Origin of the sequence: Actinoallomurus oryzae (genome assembly GCF_039541955.1) — a bacterium.
GTDB classification, from domain to species: domain Bacteria; phylum Actinomycetota; class Actinomycetes; order Streptosporangiales; family Streptosporangiaceae; genus Actinoallomurus; species Actinoallomurus oryzae.
Genome location: NZ_BAABHF010000024.1, coordinates 204,765 through 227,065, shown reverse-complemented (window position 1 = coordinate 227,065; position 22,301 = coordinate 204,765). Strand labels below are relative to the sequence as shown.

The 22,301-nt window shown below is 70.5% G+C and carries 22 protein-coding genes and 1 tRNA gene; 15 read left to right on the top strand and 8 right to left on the bottom strand.

The window, feature by feature from the left end:
- The first annotated feature begins 25 nt into the window (after positions 1-25).
- From ABEA10_RS22255 to ABEA10_RS22245, 3 genes are all read left to right on the top strand, one after another.
- Positions 26-1,180, top strand: coding sequence for an ROK family transcriptional regulator (locus ABEA10_RS22255; protein WP_345466808.1), 1,155 nt, complete (start codon positions 26-28; stop codon positions 1,178-1,180).
- 60 nt (positions 1,181-1,240) lie between these two features.
- Positions 1,241-2,287, top strand: a complete 1,047-nt coding sequence (locus tag ABEA10_RS22250) for a 3-isopropylmalate dehydrogenase (protein WP_329256283.1) — start codon at positions 1,241-1,243, stop codon at positions 2,285-2,287.
- A gap of 143 nt (positions 2,288-2,430) precedes the next feature.
- Entirely contained in the window at positions 2,431-3,528 is a 1,098-nt protein-coding gene (locus ABEA10_RS22245; protein ID WP_329256285.1) for a branched-chain amino acid aminotransferase, read from the top strand.
- 56 nt (positions 3,529-3,584) lie between these two features.
- Here the strand turns inward: ABEA10_RS22245 and ABEA10_RS22240 are convergent, their stop codons facing one another.
- Positions 3,585-3,740, bottom strand: coding sequence for a hypothetical protein (locus ABEA10_RS22240; RefSeq protein WP_345466805.1), 156 nt, complete (start codon positions 3,738-3,740; stop codon positions 3,585-3,587).
- Positions 3,741-3,947: 207 nt separating this feature from the next.
- On the opposite strand from ABEA10_RS22240, the gene cimA reads away from it, so the two are divergent.
- A complete protein-coding gene (gene cimA, locus ABEA10_RS22235; protein ID WP_329256287.1) occupies positions 3,948-5,519 on the top strand; it encodes a citramalate synthase in 1,572 nt (523 codons plus the stop codon).
- Positions 5,520-5,546: 27 nt separating this feature from the next.
- Here cimA and ABEA10_RS22230 read toward each other — a convergent pair whose 3' ends face one another.
- Complete coding sequence (locus ABEA10_RS22230) at positions 5,547-5,909, bottom strand: antibiotic biosynthesis monooxygenase family protein (RefSeq protein ID WP_329256289.1); 363 nt, start codon at positions 5,907-5,909, stop codon at positions 5,547-5,549.
- A 283-nt stretch (positions 5,910-6,192) separates the two neighbouring features.
- Here ABEA10_RS22230 and ABEA10_RS22225 point away from each other — a divergent pair, with 283 nt between their 5' ends.
- The 4 genes from ABEA10_RS22225 to gltX all read left to right on the top strand — a co-directional run bounded on the left by ABEA10_RS22225 (position 6,193) and on the right by gltX (position 9,918).
- The gene (locus ABEA10_RS22225; RefSeq protein ID WP_329256291.1) at positions 6,193-6,378 is read left to right on the top strand and encodes a hypothetical protein; all 186 of its coding nucleotides are present in this window, start codon (positions 6,193-6,195) and stop codon (positions 6,376-6,378) included.
- Between the two features lie 131 nt (positions 6,379-6,509).
- On the top strand, positions 6,510-7,691 hold the full coding sequence (locus ABEA10_RS22220; protein WP_345466801.1) for a cellulose binding domain-containing protein: 1,182 nt from the start codon (positions 6,510-6,512) through the stop codon (positions 7,689-7,691).
- Positions 7,692-7,757: 66 nt separating this feature from the next.
- Positions 7,758-8,522, top strand: coding sequence for a fumarylacetoacetate hydrolase family protein (locus ABEA10_RS22215; protein ID WP_329256295.1), 765 nt, complete (start codon positions 7,758-7,760; stop codon positions 8,520-8,522).
- Complete coding sequence (gene gltX, locus ABEA10_RS22210) at positions 8,515-9,918, top strand: glutamate--tRNA ligase (RefSeq protein ID WP_425550937.1); 1,404 nt, start codon at positions 8,515-8,517, stop codon at positions 9,916-9,918. The genes ABEA10_RS22215 and gltX overlap by 8 nt, the downstream gene beginning before the upstream one ends.
- A 164-nt stretch (positions 9,919-10,082) precedes the next feature.
- Here the strand turns inward: gltX and ABEA10_RS22205 are convergent, their stop codons facing one another.
- Positions 10,083-11,051: a hypothetical protein gene (locus ABEA10_RS22205; RefSeq protein ID WP_345466796.1), complete on the bottom strand. Its 969-nt coding sequence runs from the start codon at positions 11,049-11,051 to the stop codon at positions 10,083-10,085.
- Positions 11,052-11,303: 252 nt separating this feature from the next.
- On the opposite strand from ABEA10_RS22205, the gene ABEA10_RS22200 reads away from it, so the two are divergent.
- From ABEA10_RS22200 to ABEA10_RS22190, 3 genes are read left to right on the top strand one after another with little or no spacing between them, the layout of a single operon-like run.
- The gene (locus ABEA10_RS22200; RefSeq protein ID WP_345466794.1) at positions 11,304-12,461 is read left to right on the top strand and encodes a Gfo/Idh/MocA family protein; all 1,158 of its coding nucleotides are present in this window, start codon (positions 11,304-11,306) and stop codon (positions 12,459-12,461) included.
- A complete protein-coding gene (locus tag ABEA10_RS22195) occupies positions 12,448-13,623 on the top strand; it encodes a DUF993 family protein (protein ID WP_345466792.1) in 1,176 nt (391 codons plus the stop codon). The genes ABEA10_RS22200 and ABEA10_RS22195 overlap by 14 nt, the downstream gene beginning before the upstream one ends.
- A complete protein-coding gene (locus tag ABEA10_RS22190) occupies positions 13,620-14,408 on the top strand; it encodes a sugar phosphate isomerase/epimerase family protein (protein ID WP_345466790.1) in 789 nt (262 codons plus the stop codon). The genes ABEA10_RS22195 and ABEA10_RS22190 overlap by 4 nt, the downstream gene beginning before the upstream one ends.
- Here the strand turns inward: ABEA10_RS22190 and ABEA10_RS22185 are convergent.
- Positions 14,405-15,532 (bottom strand): MFS transporter, encoded by a 1,128-nt coding sequence (locus ABEA10_RS22185; protein WP_345466788.1) that lies wholly within the window; start codon positions 15,530-15,532, stop codon positions 14,405-14,407. The genes ABEA10_RS22190 and ABEA10_RS22185 overlap by 4 nt on opposite strands.
- Before the next feature lie 166 nt (positions 15,533-15,698).
- Here ABEA10_RS22185 and ABEA10_RS22180 point away from each other — a divergent pair.
- Positions 15,699-15,770, top strand: a tRNA-Gln gene (locus ABEA10_RS22180).
- A 594-nt stretch (positions 15,771-16,364) separates the two neighbouring features.
- On the opposite strand, the gene ABEA10_RS22175 is transcribed toward ABEA10_RS22180, so the two are convergent.
- The 3 genes from ABEA10_RS22175 to ABEA10_RS22165 form a co-directional block, all read right to left on the bottom strand.
- Entirely contained in the window at positions 16,365-17,057 is a 693-nt protein-coding gene (locus ABEA10_RS22175; RefSeq protein ID WP_345466786.1) for an NADPH-dependent F420 reductase, read from the bottom strand.
- Positions 17,058-17,090: 33 nt separating this feature from the next.
- A complete protein-coding gene (locus ABEA10_RS22170; protein WP_345466783.1) occupies positions 17,091-18,029 on the bottom strand; it encodes an SDR family oxidoreductase in 939 nt (312 codons plus the stop codon).
- A gap of 94 nt (positions 18,030-18,123) precedes the next feature.
- Positions 18,124-18,747 (bottom strand): NADPH-dependent F420 reductase, encoded by a 624-nt coding sequence (locus ABEA10_RS22165; RefSeq protein WP_345466781.1) that lies wholly within the window; start codon positions 18,745-18,747, stop codon positions 18,124-18,126.
- 181 nt (positions 18,748-18,928) lie between these two features.
- On the opposite strand from ABEA10_RS22165, the gene ABEA10_RS22160 reads away from it, so the two are divergent.
- Positions 18,929-19,840, top strand: coding sequence for a LysR family transcriptional regulator (locus ABEA10_RS22160; protein WP_345466779.1), 912 nt, complete (start codon positions 18,929-18,931; stop codon positions 19,838-19,840).
- 291 nt (positions 19,841-20,131) lie between these two features.
- On the opposite strand, the gene ABEA10_RS22155 is transcribed toward ABEA10_RS22160, so the two are convergent.
- Positions 20,132-20,743 (bottom strand): TetR/AcrR family transcriptional regulator, encoded by a 612-nt coding sequence (locus ABEA10_RS22155; RefSeq protein WP_345466777.1) that lies wholly within the window; start codon positions 20,741-20,743, stop codon positions 20,132-20,134.
- Between the two features lie 144 nt (positions 20,744-20,887).
- Between ABEA10_RS22155 and ABEA10_RS22150 the strand changes: the two genes are divergently transcribed.
- Positions 20,888-21,622, top strand: coding sequence for an SDR family NAD(P)-dependent oxidoreductase (locus ABEA10_RS22150; protein WP_345466774.1), 735 nt, complete (start codon positions 20,888-20,890; stop codon positions 21,620-21,622).
- A 33-nt stretch (positions 21,623-21,655) separates the two neighbouring features.
- Complete coding sequence (locus tag ABEA10_RS22145) at positions 21,656-22,279, top strand: NADPH-dependent F420 reductase (protein WP_345466772.1); 624 nt, start codon at positions 21,656-21,658, stop codon at positions 22,277-22,279.
- Positions 22,280-22,301 lie beyond the last annotated feature (22 nt).

Genomic DNA, 22,301 nt, shown 5'->3' with positions numbered 1-22,301 from the left:
GAACACCACGAGTGTGTTGCGGATCATGAACGAGCGGGCCGTGTACGACCGGATCCGCGTGCTCGGCCCGGTGTCGCGGCCTCAGCTCGCCGCCGCGACCGGCCTGTCCAAGCCGACGATCTCCCTGGCCCTGGCCGACCTGGAGCGCGCCGGACTCGTGCTGTCCGTGGGCCATCGCACCGGAAACGCCGGACGCGCCGCGGCGCTCTATGAGATCCGGCCCGAGGCCGGCTGGGTGATCGGTCTCGACGTCGGGCGCGAGTGGATCCGCGCCGCCCTCGTCGACCTGAGCGGCGAGATCGCCGTACGGGAGGACGTCCCGGCCCGCGCCGGCGGCGCCACCGCGCTGATCGACCGGCTCGGCCGCATCGTCGACGACCTCGCCGCGGCGGCCGGCGGCGAGATCACCAACATCGTCCTCGCCACACCCGGCGTGCACGACGTCGAGAACCGCCGTCTCCGGCTGGCGCCGAACCTGCCCGGCTGGGACCGCCCCGGCGTCATCGGGCGGCTCGCGGAGCGGCTCCCGGCGCCGTTCGCCATCGAGAACGACATCGCGCTGGCCGCCCTGGGGGAGCAGGGATACGGCCTCGGCGCCGGGCTGCGGCACTTCGTGTACGTGTCGATCGGCACCGGCATCGGCATGGGGATCATCGTGGACGGCGAGCTGTACCGCGGCGCCCGGGGCGCGGCCGGGGAGATCGCGTTCCTGCCGATGGGCGAGACCGACCCGCTCGCGAACGCCCCCGGCACCCGCCGCCACGGCATGCTCGAATCGGTCGCCTCCGGCCCCGGCGTGGTCGCGACGGCCCAGCGGCTCGGCATGTCCGGGCGGATCACCGCCAAGCGGGTCTTCGACGAGGCGCGCGACGGCGACGAGGTCGCGGTGAACGCGGTCGTGCACGAGGCCGACCACGTCGCCCGCGCCCTGGCCGGAGTGGTCGCGCTGCTCGACCCGGAGCTGATCGTGCTGGGCGGCGGCATCGGCGGCCACGGCGCGGACGTCCTCCTCGGCGCGGTCCGAGAGCGGCTGGAGACCATGACGCCGCTGGGCCCGCCGCGGATCGAGGTGTCGCCCCTGGGCGACGACGCGGTGGTGCTGGGCGCCCTGGCGACCGGCCTGGCCACGGCCCGCGCCATCGTCTTCGACCGGGCGATCGCGGGCGACCGGTCCGCTTGATACCGGTTCATGGTGTGAGACGAGTGTTCAGGCACTGAGACGCTCCGCTAAGGTACCTCCATGGCTTCTCGCAGCATCAGGCTCGCCGTGGTCCCAGGTGACGGCATCGGCCCCGAGGTCGTGGCCGAGGGCCTCAAGGTCCTCGACGCGCTCGGCCTCACGATCGAGCAGACGGTGTACGAACTCGGCGCCGCCTACTGGCACAAGACCGGTGAGGTGCTGCCCGACGCGACTCTCGAGGAGATTCGCGGCCACGACGCGATCCTGCTGGGCGCGGTCGGCGACCCGAGCGTGCCGAGCGGCGTCCTGGAGCGCGGCCTGCTGCTCAAGCTGCGGTTCGAGCTCGACCACTACATCAACCTGCGCCCGGTGCGGCTCTACCCGGGCGTCGGCACGCCGCTGGCCGGCGTCCGGCCCGAAGACATCGACATGATGGTCGTGCGCGAGGGCACCGAGGGCCTGTACGCCGGTGCCGGCGGCGTCCTCCGCAAGGGCACCCCGCACGAGATCGCGACCCAGGAGAGCATCAACACCGCCTTCGGTGTCGAGCGGACCGTCCGCTACGCCTTCGAGCTCGCCGCCCGCCGCCCGCGCAAGAAGCTCACCCTCGTCCACAAGAACAATGTCCTGGTCTATGCGGGCGACCTGTGGGCGCGTACGGTCGATGCCATGGCCAAGGAGTTCCCCGAGGTCGACGTCGACTACTGCCACGTCGACGCCGCGACCATGTACTTCGTGAGCCAGCCGGCACGTTTCGACGTCATCGTCACCGACAACCTGTTCGGCGACATCATCACCGACCTGGGCGCGGCGGTGGCGGGCGGCATCGGCCTGGCCGCCAGCGGTAACCTCAACCCCTCCGGTGCCGCACCGAGCATGTTCGAGCCGGTGCACGGCAGTGCGCCCGACATCGCCGGGCAGGGCAAGGCCGACCCGACCGCCACGATCCTGTCCGTCGCGCTGCTGCTCGACCACCTCGGTCTGGCCGACGAGGCCCGCCGGGTCGAGCAGGCCGTCGCCGACGACATCATCGAGCGCCAGGGTGCCTGGGCCGCGCGCTCGACCCGCGAGGCCGGCGACGACATCGCCGAGCGAGTAGCCGGCTAGGGCGCGCCTTCCTTTCGGACATCTCCGGGCGCGCCCCACGGCGCGCCCGTTTCGCGCTGCCGTGACGAAGGAGATAGTAGGACGTCAAAATAAGAAAAGATGGGCAAGGGCGGCACGGGGCCGCGCCGCGAGAGGACCTCCAGATGAGCAACACCTTCGACATCCGGCTCTCCCAGAACCGTACGCCGGCCGAGGAACGACAGCGGATCCTCGACAACCCGGGCTTCGGCCGGTTCTTCACGGACCACATGATCACGATCCAGTGGACCGAAGAGGAGGGCTGGCACGACGCGCGCCTGGAGCCGTACGGCCCCTTGACGCTCGACCCGGCGACGGCAGTGTTCCACTACGGCCAGGAGCTGTTCGAGGGACTCAAGGCGTACCGCCAGGCCGACGGCTCGATCGTGACCTTCCGGCCGTACGCCAACGCGGCCCGTTTCAACACCTCGTGTGAGCGGATGGCGATGCCGCCGCTGCCCGAGGAGCTGTTCGTCCGCTCGCTGGAGCTGCTTGTCGACACCGACCGCGACTGGGTTCCCGCCGATGCGGATTCCAGCCTCTACCTGCGTCCCTTCCTGATCGCCACGCAGCGCGGGCTCGGCGTGAACAGCCCGTCGTCCTCCTTCATGTTCGTCGTCATCGCCTCGCCCTCCGGCGCGTACTTCACCGGCGGCATCAAGCCGGTCTCGGTCTGGCTCTCGGAGGACTACACCCGCGCCGCTCCCGGCGGCACCGGGGCGGCCAAGTGCGGCGGCAACTACGCCGGAGCCTTCGTCGCCCAGGCCCAGGCGGTGCGTGAGGGCTGCGACCAGGTGGTCTGGCTCGACGCCAACGAGCACCGCTGGGTCGAGGAGATGGGCGGCATGAACCTCTTCTTCGTGTACGGCTCAGGGGCGGACGCCCGCATCATGACGCCGGCCCTCACCGGCACGCTGCTCCCCGGCATCACCCGCGACTCGCTGCTGCAACTCGCCCCCGACCTGGGCATCCCCGCCGAGGAGGGCCGCATCTCCACCGACGAATGGCGCGAGGGCAGCGCCTCGGGCGAGTTGACCGAGGTCTTCGCGTGCGGCACCGCCGCGGTGATCACCCCCGTCGGGCGCGTGAAGAGCACGAGCGGTGAGTGGCTGGTCGGCTCGGGCGAGCCGGGCCCGGTGACCATGCGCCTGCGCGAGGAACTCGTCGGCATGCAGCACGGCGAGCGCCCCGACACGTACGGCTGGATCCACAAGACGGCCTGAGGCCGGCCACCGAACGACCTGAGGCCCGCCCCGAGAGCCGACCGGGCGGCCTCAGGTCAGCCGACCAGGGCGGCGGTGTCGAGGGTGATGCTCCAGGGGGCCGGCAGGTCGAGCGGAGGAGCTGGAGCAGGAGACGGAAGATGATGCCGGCGTGAGCCGTGGTGGGCACCGCTCATCACGATCCGGTCATCGATGACCTGCTCGGATCTCACGTCGTCTCAGAGTGTGGAACACCAGGTGTCACTTGCCGTACACATGTGGCAGACTCGGTCGCATCATGCGCTGCGGCCTTCTCATTATCGGCGGGCGCGTCGGCTGATAGCACCACATCGCCGGCGCGCAGACCTCTCACGTCCGTGAGGGGTCATTTTGCTTTTCGGAGCAGTGCGCCTCTCGTATCCCAAAGGACTCGATACCCCATGCATGACGACGGCTTCCACGTCTACGACACGACGCTTCGTGACGGGGCCCAGCAGGAGGGCCTCAACCTCTCTGTGGCCGACAAGATCGCCATCGCGCGTCACCTCGACGAGCTGGGTGTCGGTTTCATCGAGGGCGGCTGGCCCGGCGCCAACCCGAAGGACACCGAGTTCTTCCGGCACGCCCGGACCGAACTCGATCTCAAGCACGCGCAGCTCGCCGCGTTCGGCGCGACCCGCCGGGCCGGCGCGAAGGCCGCGGACGACCCACTCGTGGCCGCGCTGCGCGAGTCCGGCGCGCCGGTCGTGACCCTTGTCGCCAAGAGTCACGACCGGCACGTCGAGCTGGCCCTCCGTACGACCCTGGAGGAGAACCTCGCGATGATCCGCGACACGGTCTCCCACCTGCGTGCGGAGGGCCAGCGGGTCTTCCTCGACGCCGAGCACTTCTTCGACGGCTACCGGTCCAACCCGGCGTACGCCCTGGAGGTCGTACGGACGGCGGCCGAGGCCGGCGCGGACGTGGTCGCACTGTGCGACACCAACGGGGGGATGCTCCCGGACGAGCTGGCCGACGTGGTCGGCGCCGTCGCCGAGTCCGGGGCGCGCCTCGGCGTCCACTGCCACGACGACAGCGGCTGCGCGGTCGCCAACACGCTGGCGGCGGTGAGCGCGGGAGTGACGCATGTGCAGGGATGTGCCAACGGGTACGGCGAGCGCAGCGGGAACGCCAACCTGTTCACCGTGGTCGGGAACCTCCAGCTCAAGCGGGGGTACGACCTCGGTGTCCGGCTCGGCGAGATGACGCGTGTGGCGCACGCGGTGTCGGAGGTGACGAACGTCGCGCCGTCGTCGCAGCAGCCGTACGTCGGGACCTCGGCGTTCGCGCACAAGGCCGGGCTGCACGCCTCGGCGGTCAAGGTCGACCCGATGCTGTACCAGCACATCGACCCCGAACTCGTCGGCAACGACATGCGGATGCTGATCTCCAGCATGGCCGGCCGGGCGTCGGTGGAGCTCAAGGGCCGCGAGCTGGGGTACGAGCTGTCCGGTGAGAAGGCCAAGCAGGTCGTCGGGCGGGTCAAGGAGCTGGAGGCCTCCGGGTACACCTTCGAGGCCGCGGACGCGTCCTTCGAACTGCTGCTGCGCGAGGAGGTCGAGGGGGCGCGGACCCGGTTCTTCACCGTCGAGTCGTGGCGGACCATCGTCGAGCGCCGCACCGACGGCTCGCTGATGAGCGAGGCCACCGTCAAGCTGTACGCCAAGGGGGAGCGGATCGTCGCCACCGGCGAGGGGAACGGCCCGGTCAACGCCCTCGACCGCGCGCTTCGGCTGGCGCTCGAACGCATCTACCCCGAGCTGTCCGCGCTGGAGCTCGTCGACTACAAGGTCCGCATCCTGGAGGGCACGCACGGTACGGAGGCGCGTACGCGGGTGCTCATCGAGTCGAGTGACTCGACCGGGGAGTGGGGCACCGTCGGCGTCCAGGACGACGTGATCGCCGCGTCCTGGGACGCCCTGGAGGAGTCGGTGACGTACTGCCTCCTGCGTGCCGGCCACTCACCGGCCTGAGTACGGGTTCCGCCGCGGCCGGCGTGATCAGTCCTTGGGCGTGGCGCGTTCGACGACCTCGAAGGACCACAGCTCGGAGCCGGTCGCCGCGGGGCCTCCGTGCCCGTGCCCGTGGCCGTGGCCTTCGGGGGCGTCGCGTTCGGCGTCGGCACGTGCCTGTTCGTGGCCCTTCTGGAACGACTGGCTTTCGGTCCAGCGCTGGAAGTCCTCCTCGCTCCGCCAGCGTGTGTACACGAGGTAGCGGTCGTTGCCGCCGGCGGGGCGGAGCAGGGCGAACTCCTCGAAGCCTTCGGCGTTCTCCACGAGACCGGCCCGCCCGGCGAACCGGCGCTCCAACTCGGCGCGCATGGGCTCCGGAACGGTCAGGACGTTGATCTTCACGACGCTCATGAGGGCATTGTCGCGCGCTCCGTCTCCGCTGCGGATGAGGGGTGTCTTGTGCGGTGGTTATGAAGAGCCAATGAAGAGAAAATGTCCAATTTGGGGGTCGTCGGGGTGTTTCAGTGGTCGAACACGTGCGTCTGCACGTGCAGGTCCGCGCGGATGTGAGTTTCCTCAGCGAATGATGCTAAATAAGTGGCGGGGCGGAAATGTCTGACGGCAGACTCTTCCTCCTGTGGCGCTGGGGGCGTCGCGAGTACTTGCTTTCGTTGATCCGGGGGATGTGTCGGAGTTGCAGACTTCTCAGCACTGGTTGCGGTACGACCGCGATATCGAGCTTCTTCTGATCGCCGAGGCCAGCCGGCGGCTGACGACGCGCTCCGGCGACCAGGAGGCGATGGAGTCCGTCATGGCCCTGCTGGAGCGCCAGCAGCACGTGGCCGCCTGCCGGGCCCTTGACCGCCCCATCGAGGCCTGAGAGGCACTGCACGTACTCGGATCGCCGCGGGGGTGCCCCCGCTCAACCGTCCGCTCGTGAGGTGAAACCGTCCGCGCCGTGTCGCCGTCGAAGTCCGGAGATGTCGGTAGAGACCGGAAGACGGTGACACGGTGACGAACACTCCGGGCGACCCGGAAGCCCCCTGGGTCCGGCCGGACCACGAATCCTCCAGCGGACACGCGACCGACGCGCCGGTGACCGGAGGCGCGTCACCGGCGCCACCGGCCCCGGCGGGCGGGTGGCCGGGGAATGCCGCGCCGACGCAGGAGATGCCGGTCGGCGAGACCGGCGCCGCCGCACCGGCCGGCGGTGGCTCCGCGCAGCCGGGGAACGAGCCGCGTACCCGCGAGGTGGCCGCCCCGCCGGAGACCGCCGGGGCACCGCCCGACCTTCCGATGCTCACCCGCGAACTGCCCGTACCCGGCCACGACCTTCCGGAGGCGGCGAGCGCCGCTCCCGAGGCCGCGAGTGATCTCCCCGAGACGCCGAGCAGCCGGTCCGGACCCTGGGACGCGGTCGTGGCCCCGTTCACGACGCCGGAGACGCAGCACGACCAGTCGGCGCCCCGGTACGGCGGGCGTACCGGGGTGTCACGCGGCGAGCCGCCCGCCGAGTACCTGCCGTCCGTCGAACACGGCGAGCACCTCCCGCCCACCGGGCGGCTACCGTCCGGTGAGCAGCCTTCACCGGGTGGGCATCCACCGTCCGGCGAGTATCTTTCGCCCGTTGGGCCGCTGCCGTCCGGTGAGCACCTCCCGTCCGGCGTGCAGTCGCCGTCCGGTGCGCAGCCGTCGCCCGGTGGGCATCCTCCGTCCGGGGCGGGACCGCGCCGTACGACGATGGCGTTCGTCGCGGCCGGCGCCGCGGTCGTGGTCGCCGGGGCCATCGCGTTGGCGTTCGGGCGGCTCGGCGGCGCCTCTCATCCCCAGGCCGGGTGCGCGGGTGAGTTCTGTCCGCGCGAGACGAGCAGCAAGGCCGCCGCGCCTCGGTTCCGCTACCGCACCGTCGAACGTGACACCGGCTACTTCGAGGGCACCGTCACGCTCGTCAACCGCGGCGCGACGCCCCTGCGTTCGTGGACGCTGACGTTCACCTATCCCGGCGCCGACGTCCACAACGCGTGGGAGGTCGTCCTGCGGCAGACGGGGCAGAACGTCGCGATCGTCAACGCCGCGACCGCCGAGCCGATCGCCCCCGGCGACGAGTTCGAGGTGCGGTTCGGCGGCTCGGGCCGTCCGGGTATGCCCACGAACTGCCGTTTCAACGGCACGCCCTGCACCTTCGTACGGTGACCGCGGTTATCCACAACCGGCCCACTGTTGCGACGTCGGCCTCCCGGGCTCGATAGCCTCAGTCTCGTGCGTATCGCGAGGTTCACCAAAGACGGCGACCTGTCCTTCGGGGTGGTCGAGGACGACGACACCATCGCCACCGTGGCCGCCCATCCCTTCGGCGAGATCCAGTTCACGGGGGAGCGCCAGCCGCTGGCCGACGTACGGCTGACGGCGCCGATCCTTCCCAACAAGGTGATCGCGGTCGGCCGCAACTACGCCGAGCACGCCAAGGAGATGGGCAACGAGGCGCCGGCGGAGCCGTTGATCTTCATGAAGCCGTCCACGTCCGTGATCGGGCAGCGGGAGGCGATCGTCTACCCGTCGCTGTCCGAGCGCGTCGACTACGAGGGCGAACTCGCCGTGGTCGTCGGGCGCCTGTGCCGTGACGTGCCGGCGGAGCGGGCCGCCGAGGTCATCCTCGGCTACACCTGCGCCAACGACGTGACAGCGCGCGACCTGCAAAAGAAGGACGGCCAGTGGACGCGGGCGAAGGGCTTCGACACCTTCTGCCCGCTCGGCCCGTGGATCGAGACCGAGCTCGACCCGTCCGACCTCGCCATCACCACGACCGTCAACGGCGAGACCCGTCAGGCCTCCCGTACGGACAAGCTGCTGCATCGCATCCCCGAGCTGATCGAGTACATCACTCAGGTGATGACCTTGCTCCCCGGAGACGTCATCCTCACCGGCACGCCCGAAGGCGTCGGCCCGCTGGAGGTCGACGATGAGGTCTCCGTCACCATCGAGAACATCGGCACGCTCACCAACCGGGTGATCTCACGTGATTAACGACAAGCCCCGCGTGCGCTTCGCGCCCTCGCCGACCGGCATGTTCCACGTCGGCGGCGCGCGATCGGCGCTGCACAACTGGCTGTACGCCCGCCAGCACGGCGGCACTCTCGTGCTGCGCATCGAGGACACCGACGCCTCCCGCAACCGCCCCGAGTGGACCGAGGGGATCATCCGGGCGCTCGCGTGGCTCGGCATCGACGAAAACCAGTACGAGGGCCCGTTCTTCCAGTCGGCCAACGCCGACGAGCATCGGAAGGCCGTGGAGCGTCTTCGCGTCGCCGGCCGCGCGTACTTCTGCGACTGCACCCGCGACGACGTGATCGCCCGCACCGGCGACTCCTACAAGGGCTACGACGGGCACTGCCGCGACCGTGGCCTGCAGGCCGCGCCGGGCCGGGCGCTGCGCTTCCGCACCCCCGACGAGGGCACGACGGTCGTCATCGACCTGATCCGTGGCAAGCCCGCGTTCGAGAACGCCACGATCGAGGACTTCGTCATCGCCCGCGGCGACGGTTCGGTGCTGTTCATGCTGGCGAACGTCGTGGACGACATGACGCAGGGCATCACCCACGTGATCCGCGCGGAGGAGCACCTGTCCAACACCCCCAAGCAGCAGATGCTGTGGGAGGCGCTGGGCGCGCAGCCGCCGACCTGGGCGCATGTGCCCGTGGTCGTCAACGAGAAGCGGCAGAAGCTCTCCAAGCGCCGCGACAAGGTCGCGCTGGAGGACTACCAGGCCGAGGGCTACCTCGCCGAGGCGATGCGCAACTACCTGATGCTGCTGGGCTGGGCCCCGTCGGGTGACCGCGAGATCGTGCCGTGGAGCGTGATCGAGGAGGAGTTCCGGCTCGAGGACGTCAACCCGTCGCCGGCGTTCTTCGACGTCAAGAAGCTGCGCGCGTTCAACGGCGAATACATCCGCGCCCTGCCGCTCGCCGACTTCATCGCGCGCTGCCGCCCGTGGCTGGCCGCCCCGCAGGCCCCGTGGACGCCGGAGCAGTACGACGAGGACGTCTTCGCCGCCCTCGCCCCGCTCGCCCAGACCCGCGTCGCGGTCATGTCCGAGATCACGGCCATCGTGGACTTCGCGTTCCTGGATGAGCCCGAGATCGACGAGGCCTCGTGGAACAAGGCGATGAAGGAGCCCGCCGCCGCGATCCTCGCCGCCGCGATCGAGACCTACACCGACGCGCCCTGGACGGCCGAAGAGCTGAAGTCCCGCACGGAGGCGGTCGGCGTCGCCCACGGCCTGAAACTCGGCAAGACCCAGGCCCCGATCCGCGTCGCGGTCACCGGCCGCACGGTCGGCCTCCCGCTGTTCGAGTCCCTGCAGGTCCTCGGCCGAGACCGCACCCTGGCCCGCCTCCGAAAGGCCGCCACCGCCCTGTCCTGAGCCCCGCTCCCAACGCGGCGAGCGCGCTCAATGCGGCCGACGCGGCGGTCCTCAGTTCGTGTGAGGGGCCCTCTCACCCGGGCTCGGCATGGTGAGAGCGCCCCTCGCAACCGCGAGCCACTCGCGTCCTGAGCGTCGGGTGCGCTGGGTGCGGTTCGCCGTGTTCAGCTTCGGGGGCGGAGGGCGGCCGGCTTGCGGGCGGTGGCTGCACGGTGCGCCGCGGTGAGCGCTGCCAGCACGACCGCCACCCGCATCAGCGCCGAGCCCAGGGAGAACATGCCTTCCGCCAGGCCCTGCCGGCGGGCGATGCCGACCATCCCTACACCGATGTAACGGGTCGGTGCCGGGTGTCCCAGCCACCGCTGCGCCACCGGCCACAGCTGCCACGCCAAGGGCAGGATCAGGACTACGCCGGACACGCCCGCCGACGCCGCCGCGACAGTGGTCATGCCTTCGCGGGCGGCCCAGCGGGTGTGCACGTCGATCAGCGCCGTGACCGCCGCGGCGGCCAGCGCGACGAATGCCGGGCGCGTCGATTCGCCCCAGCCCGGCGGCCCTCCCTTGGCCAGGAGATACTCGCCTGCCCAGTACGCGGCGATCGCGAAGACCGACGTGACCGCGATCACGGCCGGTGCTCCCGGTCGAACCGGTGAGCGTCGTTCCCGATGCCGCGCCGTTCCGGCGAGGCCCGCCGCGACCACGGCGCCGAAGGCGATGGCGGCCATGCACAGCCAGTCGCTGATCGTCAACAGCACCGGAGCCGGCCGTATCCGCGCCTGCGCGAGCGGCGCTGTCAGCGCCTGACGCACCCAGGAGCCCAGCGAAAGCCATTCGGACAGGGGAAGGAGGGAGACCGTCGCCAGCAGGTGCGCCGCGAGCGGGAGGCTCGCCGCCGTCATCGCGCGGCCGGGGTGGCCGCGCATGATGAAGACGACGGCGGCGGCCGCCGAAGCGGTGATCACCAGAGGGACGGGTAAGCGGTCCCACTGCCCGAACAGGGCAGGAAACTCCTGCTCCCGCAGCGCGTGCGCGGCGGCGCAGACGAGGCCGGTGGCCGCCGCGACCAACTGCGCCCACGCGAAAACCGAGGGCACGCTGGGGCGACGGCGCGTCAGCGTGGAGCGTATGTGCACGAGTCATCTCCCTCCAGGGTGGTCGTCGGACGCCACCTGCGTCAGCGCCGAAGCCGTCGACGACGGCCATGCTGTCGCGTCCGCCGACCCGCGGGGGCGAATGTCGGTAAGTCGTGATCTTGGTGCCCGACGGGCGCCCGCCCGGCGGGACGCTCTGGACCGGCGGTGTGGACGGATGATCTGGACACGCTGCCTGCCGCCTGCGTACGGTGGCGCGGAAAGCGCTTTCCCTCCACGCTGAAGAGGTCATTGATGACCACACGCACCCTTGGCGTCATCATGAACGGCGTCACCGGCCGGATGGGGCATCGTCAGCATCTCGTGCGGTCGGTGCTGGCGATCAACGAGCAGGGAGGGGTGCCGCTCGGTGACGGCGGCCGTGTCCTGCTGCGGCCCATCCTCGTCGGGCGGACCCCCGCCAAGCTGCGCGCCCTCGCCGAGGAGCACGGTATCGAGGACTGGACGGCATCGCTCCCCGAGGCCCTCGCCGACCCGGACGCCGAGATCTACTTCGACACCCAGGTCACCCAGGCGCGTGTCCCGGCGGTCACGCAGGCGATCGAGGCCGGCAAGCACGTCTACGTCGAGAAGCCGACCGCCGAGGATCTCACCGGCGCGCTCCGGCTGGCCCGGCTCGCGCGGGAAAAGGGCGTCAAGAACGGCGTCGTACAGGACAAGCTCTTCCTCCCCGGCCTGCGCAAGCTCAAGAGGCTCGTCGACGGCGGCTTCTTCGGCCGGATCCTGTCGGTACGCGGGGAGTTCGGCTACTGGGTGTTCGAGGGCGACTGGCAACCCGCCCAGCGCCCGTCGTGGAACTACCGCGCCGAGGACGGCGGCGGGATCGCCCTCGACATGTTCCCGCACTGGACGTACGTCCTGGAAGGCCTCTTCGGCCGGATCGACGCGGTGACCGCACGCGCCGTGACGCACATCGCGGAACGCACCGACGAGGAGGGCAAGCCGTACACCGCGACCGCGGATGACGCGGCGTACGGCATCTTCGAGCTCGACGGCGGGGCCATCGCACAGATCAACTCCTCCTGGTGCGTACGGGTGAACCGCGACGAGCTGCTGGAGTTCCAGGTCGACGGCACGCACGGCAGCGCCGTGGCCGGCCTGCGCAACTGCCGGGTCCAGCACCGCGGCACGACGCCGAAGCCCGTCTGGAACCCCGACCTGCCCGCGAACCACGGCTTCCGCGACCAGTGGCAGGAGGTTCCGGACAACGAGGACTTCGACAACGCGTTCAAGGTCCAGTGGGAGATGTTCGTCCGGCACGTCGTCGAGGACGCGCCGTTCCCGCACGACTTCGGCGCCGGGGCCCGTGGGGTGTACGTCGCGGAGGCGGGCCTGCAATCCTCGGCGGAGGGCCGCCGAATCGAACTGGAGACGCTCGATGATCACACGTGAGAACCGGGTCCTGCGCCGGCCGGGCCGCCGCTTCCTCCTTCTCCCCGCACCGGGAGGGGCGCTGGAGCCGTACGAGCTGAAGGGCCCGTACGCCTGGCCACGGGCGGAGGGCCTGCCCACCTCACGCGTCGCGTACGCGGCCGCGCACGTCGTCGCCGACCCGCTGGCGGAGCCGGCGAGCCTCGACTGGGACACCACGCTGGCCTACCGCCGCCACCTGTGGTCCTGCGGCCTGCGCGTGGCCGACGCGATGGACACCGCCCAGCGCGGCGCGGGCCTCGACTGGGACACGACCCGTGAGCTCGTCCGCCGCAGCGCGGCCGAGGCGAAGGCCTTCGGCGACCCGTACGACCTGCTCGCCTGCGGCGCCGGCACCGACCACGCGCCGGAGGCCGACTCGGCGGCGGCGATCGCGGACGCGTACGAGGAACAGGTCGCGGTGGTCGAGCAGACCGGCGCCCGCGTGATCCTCATGGCCAGCCGGCAGCTCGCCGCCGCCGCCCGTGGCCCGGAGGACTACCACGAGGTGTACGGGCGGCTGCTGCGGCAGACGTCGCGGCCGGTGATCCTGCACTGGCTGGGGGAGATGTTCGACCCGAGGCTGGCCGGATACTGGGGGAGCGGCGACGCCGAGGAGGCCACGTCGTCCTTCCTGGACCTGGTGAAGGCGCATGCCCCGGCCATCGACGGCGTCAAGGTGTCCCTCCTCGACCCCGGACGCGAGACGCGGCTGCGGGAGGCGCTCCCCGAGGGCGTACGGCTCTACACCGGCGACGACCTCGACTATCCCTCGCTGATCAAGGACGGCAGCGACGCGCTGCTCGGCGTCTTCGACGCGATCGCCCCGGCGGCGTCCGCGGCCCTGGCCGCCCTCGACCGGGGCGAGACCGGCGACTACGACGACATCTTGAACCGCACGCTGCCGCTGGCCCGCAAGATCTTCGAGCCGCCGACCTATCACTACAAGACCGGCCTGGTCTTCCTCGCCTGGCTGGCCGGCCACCAGGACGCGTTCGTGATGGTGGGCGGCGCGCAGAGCGCCCGGTCGGTGCTGCACCTGACCGACGTGTTCCGGCTCGCGGACCAGGCCGGACTGCTGCCCGACCCGGACCTGGCCGTACGCCGGATGCGGTCGTTCCTCACCACCGCCGGAGTACTGTGAACCGCCTGTCGCTGAACCAGTGGACGACGCGGCGCTGGTCGGTCGCCGAGGCCGTGGACGGCTGCGTACGCCACGGCCTGGAGGCGATCGGGCTGTGGCGCGAGCACGTCGCCGACCACGGCCTGGAGGCGACCGCCGCGCTCGTACGCTCCGCGGGCCTGCGCGTCTCGTCCCTGTGCCGCGGCGGCTTCTTCAGCGGGCCGGACTGGCGCGAGCAGAACCACCGGGCCATCGACGAGGCGGCGGTCCTGGAGGCGGCCTGCCTCGTCCTGGTGCCGGGTGGGCTGCCCGCCGGGTCCCGCGACCTCGCCGGTGCCCGCGCCCAGGTGGCCGGCGCGCTGGCCGAGCTGGTGCCGTACGCGGCCGAGCGCGGCGTACGCCTGGCCGTGGAGCCGCTGCACCCGATGTACTGCGCGGACCGGTCGGTGGTGTCGACGCTCGCTCAGGCGCTCGACCTCGCGCCGCCGGAGGTCGGGGTGGTGGTCGACTGCTTCCACGTCTGGTGGGACCCGGAGGTGTTCGCCTCGATCGCCCGCGCGGGATCACGGATCGCGAGCTTCCAGGTGTGCGACTTCCTCGACCCGCTGCCGTCGGACGTCCTGCTGGGCCGGGCGATGATGGGCGACGGGGTGATCGACTTCCGCCCGCTGCGCGCCGCCGTCGAGGCCGCCGGATACACCGGCGACATCGAGGTGGAGATCTTCAACGCCGACGTGTGGGCCGCCGACCCGGACGAGGTCGTCGCGACGATGAAGAAGCGGTACGCCGAACTGGTGCTGGGCTAGGCGCCGCGCGCGGTGAGCGTACGGGCGACGAGCGCGGCCAGCAGCACCGGGACGATCAGGTAGGCGGTGCGCAGCCCGGTCAGGTCGGCGAGGTGGGCCAGCACGAACGGCGCGCCGCCGATCGCCACGCCGGAAGCGAGCGCGGCGCGCGCGGCGGCCCGGTCGGGCGCGTGCGGCCAGGCGGCGACCGTACGGCTGACGGTCGTGGGGTAGAGAAGGGCGACCCCGAGCCCGGTCACCGCGAGCCCGGCGCCGGCCAGGGGCAGGGTGGGCGCGGCCCAGAAGAGGACGAACCCGGCCGCGGCCACCGCGGCGCACACGAGCATGAGCGGCCGATCGCGGGGGAGCCGCCGCGTGATGGGGACCGCCAGCGACCGCCCGGTCGCCATGCCGACCAGGAACAGGTCGGCCACCGCCGGCGCCAGGCCGTCGGACGCGTGGTGCCACTCGGTGACCGCCGAGGCCGCCCAGAACACCATGCAGAACTCCACGCTCACCGCGAAGAGCACCTCGATCCAGGGCCCGATGAGCCGGCGCACGTCGGCGCGCGGCGCGTCGTGCGCGGGTGCCTCGGCCGCCGGCAACGGGACCCGCCAGGCGGGCGCCAGCACGAGGACGAGCATGATTAGCGGCACCACGAGATACCCGGCACGCCAGCCCATCCCGGTCGCGAGCGCCCCGGCCACCATCAGGGGAGCGAGCACGGAGGCCGCACTCGCCAGCCCGTTCGCCTCCCCGACCGCCGCCGCAGGCGCGTGCGGATGGAGAGCGGACAGCAGGGCGGGGATCAGCTGGATGAGCAGCGCCCCGCCGACCCCGATGAGCAGCGCGCCGAGGAGCGTGAGCGCCTGCTGCGAGGTCGCCAGGAGCAGCCCACCGGCGATCATCCCGCCGATGGACAGCCGCAGCGTCACCGCCCGGCCGACCCACCCGACCAGCACACCCCCGAACACCCCGACGATGAGCAGCCCGACCGCGAAGAGTGTGGGGTAGAAGGCGACCTGGTCCCGGTCGACCCGAAGATCCTTCTGAAGGGGCACGAGGATGGCACCGAGCCCGTTGAGGAGGAAGCCGAAACAGCTGAGGACGGCGTACAGCAGCCAGGTCGCACTGTCTCGCGACAAACCCCCCGAACGTTCCACAGGGGGGAGAGTAGCCCGAACGGCGACCGCCACGGCGCTTCCGGCGGTCCCGTGGGACGTATGAGACGCCTGCCGCCGTGCGTTCGCGAGGAGTGGTGAATGTCCGCTAAACTCGCTGAGGCGCTGCGGACCAGGGGTTCGCGGCCCGTGGGGTATGGTGTAATCGGCAGCACGACTGATTCTGGTTCAGTTAGTCTAGGTTCGAGTCCTGGTACCCCAGCACAGCGTCTGACCTACGGCGGGAGTCTCTGATGAGACCCCGCTTTCGTCATCTCTGGGCCCGCGCGGGAACGAACCGGGAACAGCGCGCCATGGGCGTGCGGCGCTTCGCCTCATGAGCCCCAGGCATCACATGGCCGAGTCAACGATCCGGACGCCGGCTCCACACCGCCCTGCCCCTGCTCCTCGGCGAGGCCCTTGCTCACGCCCAGGGTCGCGACGGCACCGAGGACGCCGCAGAGATCAGAGCCATCAGCGACGCCACGATGCGCCTGCTGCTCGGCGCCCCGCTGCATTCCGACGGCAAGCCATCTGCGTAGCCAGGCGCAGCTCTTGGCCTGGATCGTCCAGGTCCTGAAGACCGAGAACCACCAGCTCAAGGAGGCCAGCACGAATCTTCGCGGGCGGTTGGCCCCCTAGGGAGCAGTCCGCGACCTGACCCAGCGACGTCGAACCTGACTCCGCGCGACGAGACGCAGGGGCAGACCCTTCGCTGGATTCGACGCCTCTGCGTGCGAAATAAGCCCCCGCCCGGCATTCCCCGGGCGGGGGCATGGCACGGCCGGACCACATCACGGTCCGCGATAATTGACGGTTACCGCGTTGCGGTGGCCAGTGCCGCGCGGATGGCGTCCTCGCTGACCGGCCGGCCCGTCTCGTTCGAGTACGGCCCGTACGGGGTTCCCCACACCGGCGTGCCCGTCGCCTGCCGCCAGCCATCGGCCAGCCGTCCCGCGTCCACCACGCTGTACCCGATGGATTCGATGAATTCGGTCACCGCTGCCTTCGCCGGCGCGGAGTCCCCGGCGATCGGCAGGTACGAGCGGTCGGTCGCCCCCGCCGGGCGGGCGAGTGCCAGCAGGTGCTTGAAGAAGATGTTGTTGAAGGCCTTCACGAGCATGGCCCCCGGAATGTAGCGCAGCAGCAGCTCGCTCGAGGTGATCGACTTGCTCTCGAGCTCGGGGATGTGCCCGTCACGCTCGGGGCCGTAGTTACATGTGTCGATGACGGTCTTCCCGGCCAGTGGCGCGGCAGGCAAGTTGGGGAAGGCCTTGACCGGCACCGTGACCACGACGATGTCACCGGCCGCCGCGGCCTCCCCGCTAGTCGCCGCGGACGCCCGCGGGCCCAGGTCCGCGGCCGTGTCCGCGAGGGTTTCGGGACCGCGCGAGTTGCTGAGCACGACCTGATGCCCAGCCCCGACGGCGAGCCGCGCGATGGTGGTGCCGATGGCGCCGCTTCCGACGAATCCCACAGTTGTCATATTCTCGGCCTCCCTCCCTTTCATTTGCCAGACTCGTTGCGATTCGGGTCCCTGCCATCAGCTGGCAGGGAAGTAGTGGCCGTTGTCCAAATCGGCGAGCAGGCTGGGCTGAGTGGGTTCCCAGCCGAGGGTCTGGCGGGTGATGAGGTTGGACGCCGGGTAGCTCTGCGTGACGATGTTCGCGAGGGACCCGAAGTATCCCGGCACCATCAGTTCGTCCGCGGGAATGCTCACGGCGGGTAGGCCGAGGCGGCTGCCAATGGCCTCGGCGATCTCGCGGAGCGGGATGGCCCCGTCCGCAACCGCGTGCCAGTATTTGCCGGCCGGCCCCTTCTCCAGCGCCAAGCGGAACAAGGAGGCGACATCGCGGGCGTGCACGGCGTTCCACCGGTTCGTGCCGTCTCCGGGGTAGCCGACGAAGCCCTTCTCCTTCGCGAGCGCGATCAGCTGCACGAGGAAGCCGGCGCGATCGGTCGTGCTGTGCGCGATGTTGGCGAACCGCACGACCGAAGATCGCACTCCCCGCTCGGCGAGGCCGACGACGGCGGTTTCCACGACGTTGCGCGCCCGCAGGGTGCCTTTGTGCTCATCGCCGGCGGGAAGGGCCGGGTCCTCCTCAGTGGCCGGTCGGCCCAGGTGCTGCCCGGGCGAGCCAATGCTTCCCGCCGCGACCAACGGCTTTCCGGTTCCCGCGAGTGCCTCGCCGTAGGCGAGCATGATTGGGAGCTCCGCGGCGGCCACGGCGTCGATCCCGCCGGAGGGAAGCAGGTCTTGCCTGTGCGCGACGTGGATGACGCCGTCGGAGTCGGCGGCTGCCTCCTTGAGCCCGTCGAGGTCCTGGATGTCGCCGCGACGCACCTTGGCGCCGAGCGCGGACAGTGCCGCCGCGGACTCGTCCGACCGGGCCAGGCCGGTGACCTCGTGCCCGGCGGCGATGAGCTCGGGGACGATGTATGAACCGGAATGGCCGGTCCCGCCAGTTACGAAAACGCGCATGCTGCTGTTCCTTGCGAGAGTAGGTGGAAGGCTGCTTTTCGCGTCGCAGATCGGCGTACGTGATGTGATGCGAGAAGCGGTGGTGCGGGCGTGCTCAGCCGGCGAGGTTGACGCCAAGGGAGAAGTTGAAGTTCCCCACGCCGTGGCGGGCCAGGCTGATCATCACCAGGCCCGCCCCTTCCAGCCAGCGCGCTACCTCCAGGCCGCCGGCGTCCAGCGGGCGCAGCCCGAGGGTCTCGATCAACGCCGAGACGCTCGCCTTGGCCCGCGCGTCGTCGCCGGCGAGAAGCACGTCCAGCGGGCCGCCCTGGGCCAGGATGTGGCCGAAGACGGTGTTGAACGCCTTCACGACGTGCGCGCTCGCCGGTGCGGCCTTGGCGATCTCCTGTGCACCAGAGGTGTCATCGGGGGTGACCAGCCCGGTGGCGTCGGGGTTAGAGGTGTTGGTGATGTCGATGATGACCTTGCCGGCGAGCGCGTCTCCGTACTGGGCGACGACCGGCACGGCGCTGGCGTAGGGCACGGCGAGGATGACGAGGTCGCCGGCCGGGGTGGTGCCGAATGTCCCGGCCGTGGCGCCGCCGCCAAGCTCGGCGGCCAGGTTTTTCGCCTGGACCGCGTCGCGGCCGATGACCTCGACGGTGTTGCCGCCCTCGACCGCGCGGGTGGCTATGGCGCGGGTCATGGTCCCCAGGCCGATAATGCTGATGCTGCTCATCGGTGTTTCTGCTTTCCGGGTCTGGACCCTGCTGTCTATTTCCAGTGTCGAATTCTTGGACCGAATTCACTTCGGCGCCCTGAAGCGCCTGTTTTCAGGCTGCCATCGGGTCTGAGTGGGTGTCCAAGACCTCTTGGAGCTGTGGTGATACCTTGAAGGCATCACCGGGCTGGGAGGCTCCATGGATCTGGATCTGCGCAAACTGCGTTACTTCGTCACCGTGGCCGACCAGCTGCATTTCGGCCGTGCCGCCGATGAGCTTCACATCGCACAGCCGGTGCTCAGCCGGCAGATTCGCGCGCTCGAGCAGGATCTCGGCGCCTCGCTGTTCACCAGGAATCGCCACGGCGTAGAGCTGACAGACGCGGGCCGGCAACTGCTGGCCGACGCTGTTCCGCTGCTCGCCTCAACCCACGCGGTCCGCCGCCGGGTGTCCGCGGCCGCCAGCGGCAAGCGGCGGCTGATGGTCGGTTTCCGGGCCGGCATTGCAGTCATCCCGGCGGCCCGTGCGTTCGAGGACCGGCACCCGGACGTGGTCGTGGACGTGCAGCGGATCGAAGGGGACGACCAGGCTGCGATGCTGCTCGACGGCCGTATCGACGTCGGCTATGTGCGGCTGCCCATCGACGAGGCCGGTCTGCGCGTCACCCCGCTGTACACCGAGCCGCGGGTAGCGGTACTGCCCGCCGGACACCGGCTTGCCGGCAAGGAGGAGGTCACCGAGGCCGACCTGGCCGGCGAACCGCTGGTCTGGCACGGTGACCCGAGCACGCAGCCCACCAAGCGCCCGCTCCCCAATGCCGGGTACCCGGTGCGCGGGGTGGACGAGACCCTGGAGCATGTCGCGGCCGGACGGGGCATCTCCTTCCTGGCCCGTTCGGCGTCTGTGTTCTACTCGCATCCGGACGTCGTCTATGTGCCCATCCCGGATCTGGCGCCCGACCAGGTGTGCCTCGCGGTGGCGGCATCGCACACGTCGTCGGTCGTAGATGACTTCGTCACTGCGGCTCAGTCGACGGCCGAGATCACGGCGGAATGTGGGAACTATGAGATGTGGCAGCTTGGAGGCGATGGCGTCTCAAGGCACGCATGAATAGTTCGACCGACCCATCAGGCGCTGGAGACTGAAATGGCCCATGCGGTCAGCCGTCTGTTCGAAACCGGCGGCGCGTCAGCGCCCTGGGCCGGGATGGCGGCCTCGAACTCCTGAAGCCTTCGGGGGGTCGCCGGTCTGCCCGGCGGCTTCTGCTGCGGCCTTCAGTAGGCGGGCGGCCGGTTTCGTGAAAGCCGGCAGGTCCGGGCCAGGTGCCGGGCGGCTGGTGTCGCGTCCAGCGGTGTAGCCGCGCCACCGGCAGTGCGTCCAGCCCGGCCGCGGAGTGCCAAGTCAACTTGCCACTTTCTCCCGTTGCCGGTCGTCGCTGGCTGTGGCGGGGATGGCGTTGTCGATGAGGACGGCGGCGATGGCGGCGGCGGTGGGGAAGGCGTCGGCGTTGAGGACCCGGGTGCGGGCCGCGGCGCCGTCGATGAGCAGTGCGAGCTGCTCGCCGAGCTGTTCAGGGTCGGTGGCGCCGGCTTCGCGGGCGGTGTCGGCGAGCCGCGCGGCGACGGCTTTCTTGTAGTCGCGTGCGTACTGGGACGCGGGGTGCTGGGGGTCGTGGAGTTCGACGGCGGCCGCGATGTAGGGGCACAGGGGGGTGGTCGGGGGGATGTCGAAGGCGGCGAGGAGCCGTTCGCGGGGCGTGAGGTCGGTGCGGTCGAACACGCCGGACAGAACGGAGGGGTCGAACCGGCGCAGGTACTCGGCGACGAGTTCGTCCTTGCTGGTGAAGTGCTGGTAGGCCGTGCGCTTGGACACCTCGGCCGCCGCGCAGAGCTCGTTCATGCCGGTGCGGTTGATGCCCTGCTCGCGGAACAGCTGCTGGGACGCACTGAGGATGCGCTCGCGGGCGCCCCGGCCGCGGCGACGGCCCGTGGGGCCCTTCTCCAACTCCGTCATGGGTCCATCGTACCGCAGCTGGGTAACGACCGGTGTACATAGTTTGCGTCCCGGATGCCCGCCCCGTACCGTAAGCACACAGGGCGGTGTACATAACATCGTCACCCCAGGTGCGCACGGCACCACCGACCCAAGGGAGCGACCATGGGAAAGCTCGACGGCAAGGTAGCGGTCATCACCGGCGGCACCACCGGCATGGCGCTGGCCGGCGCGAAGCTGTTCGTCGATGAGGGAGCGCACGTCTTCATCACCGGCCGCCGCCAGGAGGTCCTGGACGAGGCCGTGAAGCAGATCGGCCGCAACGTCACCGGCGTCCAGGGCGACGCCGCCGACCTGGACGACCTGGACCGCCTGTACGACACCGTCAAGCGGGAGAAGGGCAGCCTCGACGTGCTGTGGGCCAGCGCAGGCGGGGGCGAGCCCGCCCCGCTCGGCGAGATCACCGAGGCCCAGTTCGACACCTGGTTCGGGCTCAATGCCCGCGGCACCCTGTTCACCGTCCAGAAGGCCCTCCCGCTCTTCAACGACGGCGGCTCCATCATCATGACCGGCTCCAACGCCTCGCTCGGCGCCTTCCCCGGCTGGAGCGTCTACGCCGGTAGCAAGGCCGTCCAGCAGGCATGGGCCCGCGTCTGGCTCAACGAGCTCAAGGACCGCCGCATCCGCGTCAACGTCCTGACCCCCGGCCAGGTCGCCACGGCCAAGCAGGAAGAACTCTTCGACGAGGCCACCAAGCGCCAGTTCGAGTCCCTCATCCCCCGCGGCCAGATGGGCCGCCCCGACGAAATCGCCACCGCCGCCCTCTTCCTCGCCTCCGACGACTCCAGCTACGTCAACGGCATGGAACTCGTCGCCGACGGCGGCACCACCGCCATCTGAACCGAACAACGCACAACCAGGGCAGGACATCTCATGAGCAACATCAGCATCATCGGCACCGGGAACATGGCCCGCACCATCGGCACGCGGGCGGTAGCGGGAGGCAACACCGTCGAGGTCATGGGCCGCGATCAGTCCAAGGCCGCTGACCTGGCCAAGGCTCTCGGCGGCGGCGCCACGACGGGAGAATGGGGTGCCGCCCCGGCCGGGGACATCGTCATCGTGGCCCTGTTGCACGACGGTGTCGTGCCGGTCATCGTCCAGTACGGAGACGCTCTCGCCGGCAAGGTCATCGTCGACATCAGCAATCCCTTCAATTCCACGTTCGACGGGCTAGCCCACCGCGAGGAGACCTCGATCGCGCAGGAAGTCGCCAAGGCGGCCCCGGCCGGCGCCAGCGTGGTGAAGGCGTTCAACACCATCTTCCGTCATGTCCTGGAGAAGGGTCGGCCCGACGTCTTCATCGCCGGCGACGATGCGCAGGCCAAGGCACGTGTGGAGGCGTTCATCGAGAGCCTCGGGCTGCGCCCGCTGGACGTCGGCGGCCTGAAAATGGCGCACTGGCTGGAAGGAGCGGGCGTGGTCACGGTGGGCCTCGCCAACCACGGGGTGGGGAACTTGGACTTCTCCCTCAGCATCACCGAACTTCCCGTCTGAGAGCCCGTGGCGAGTCGGTGGG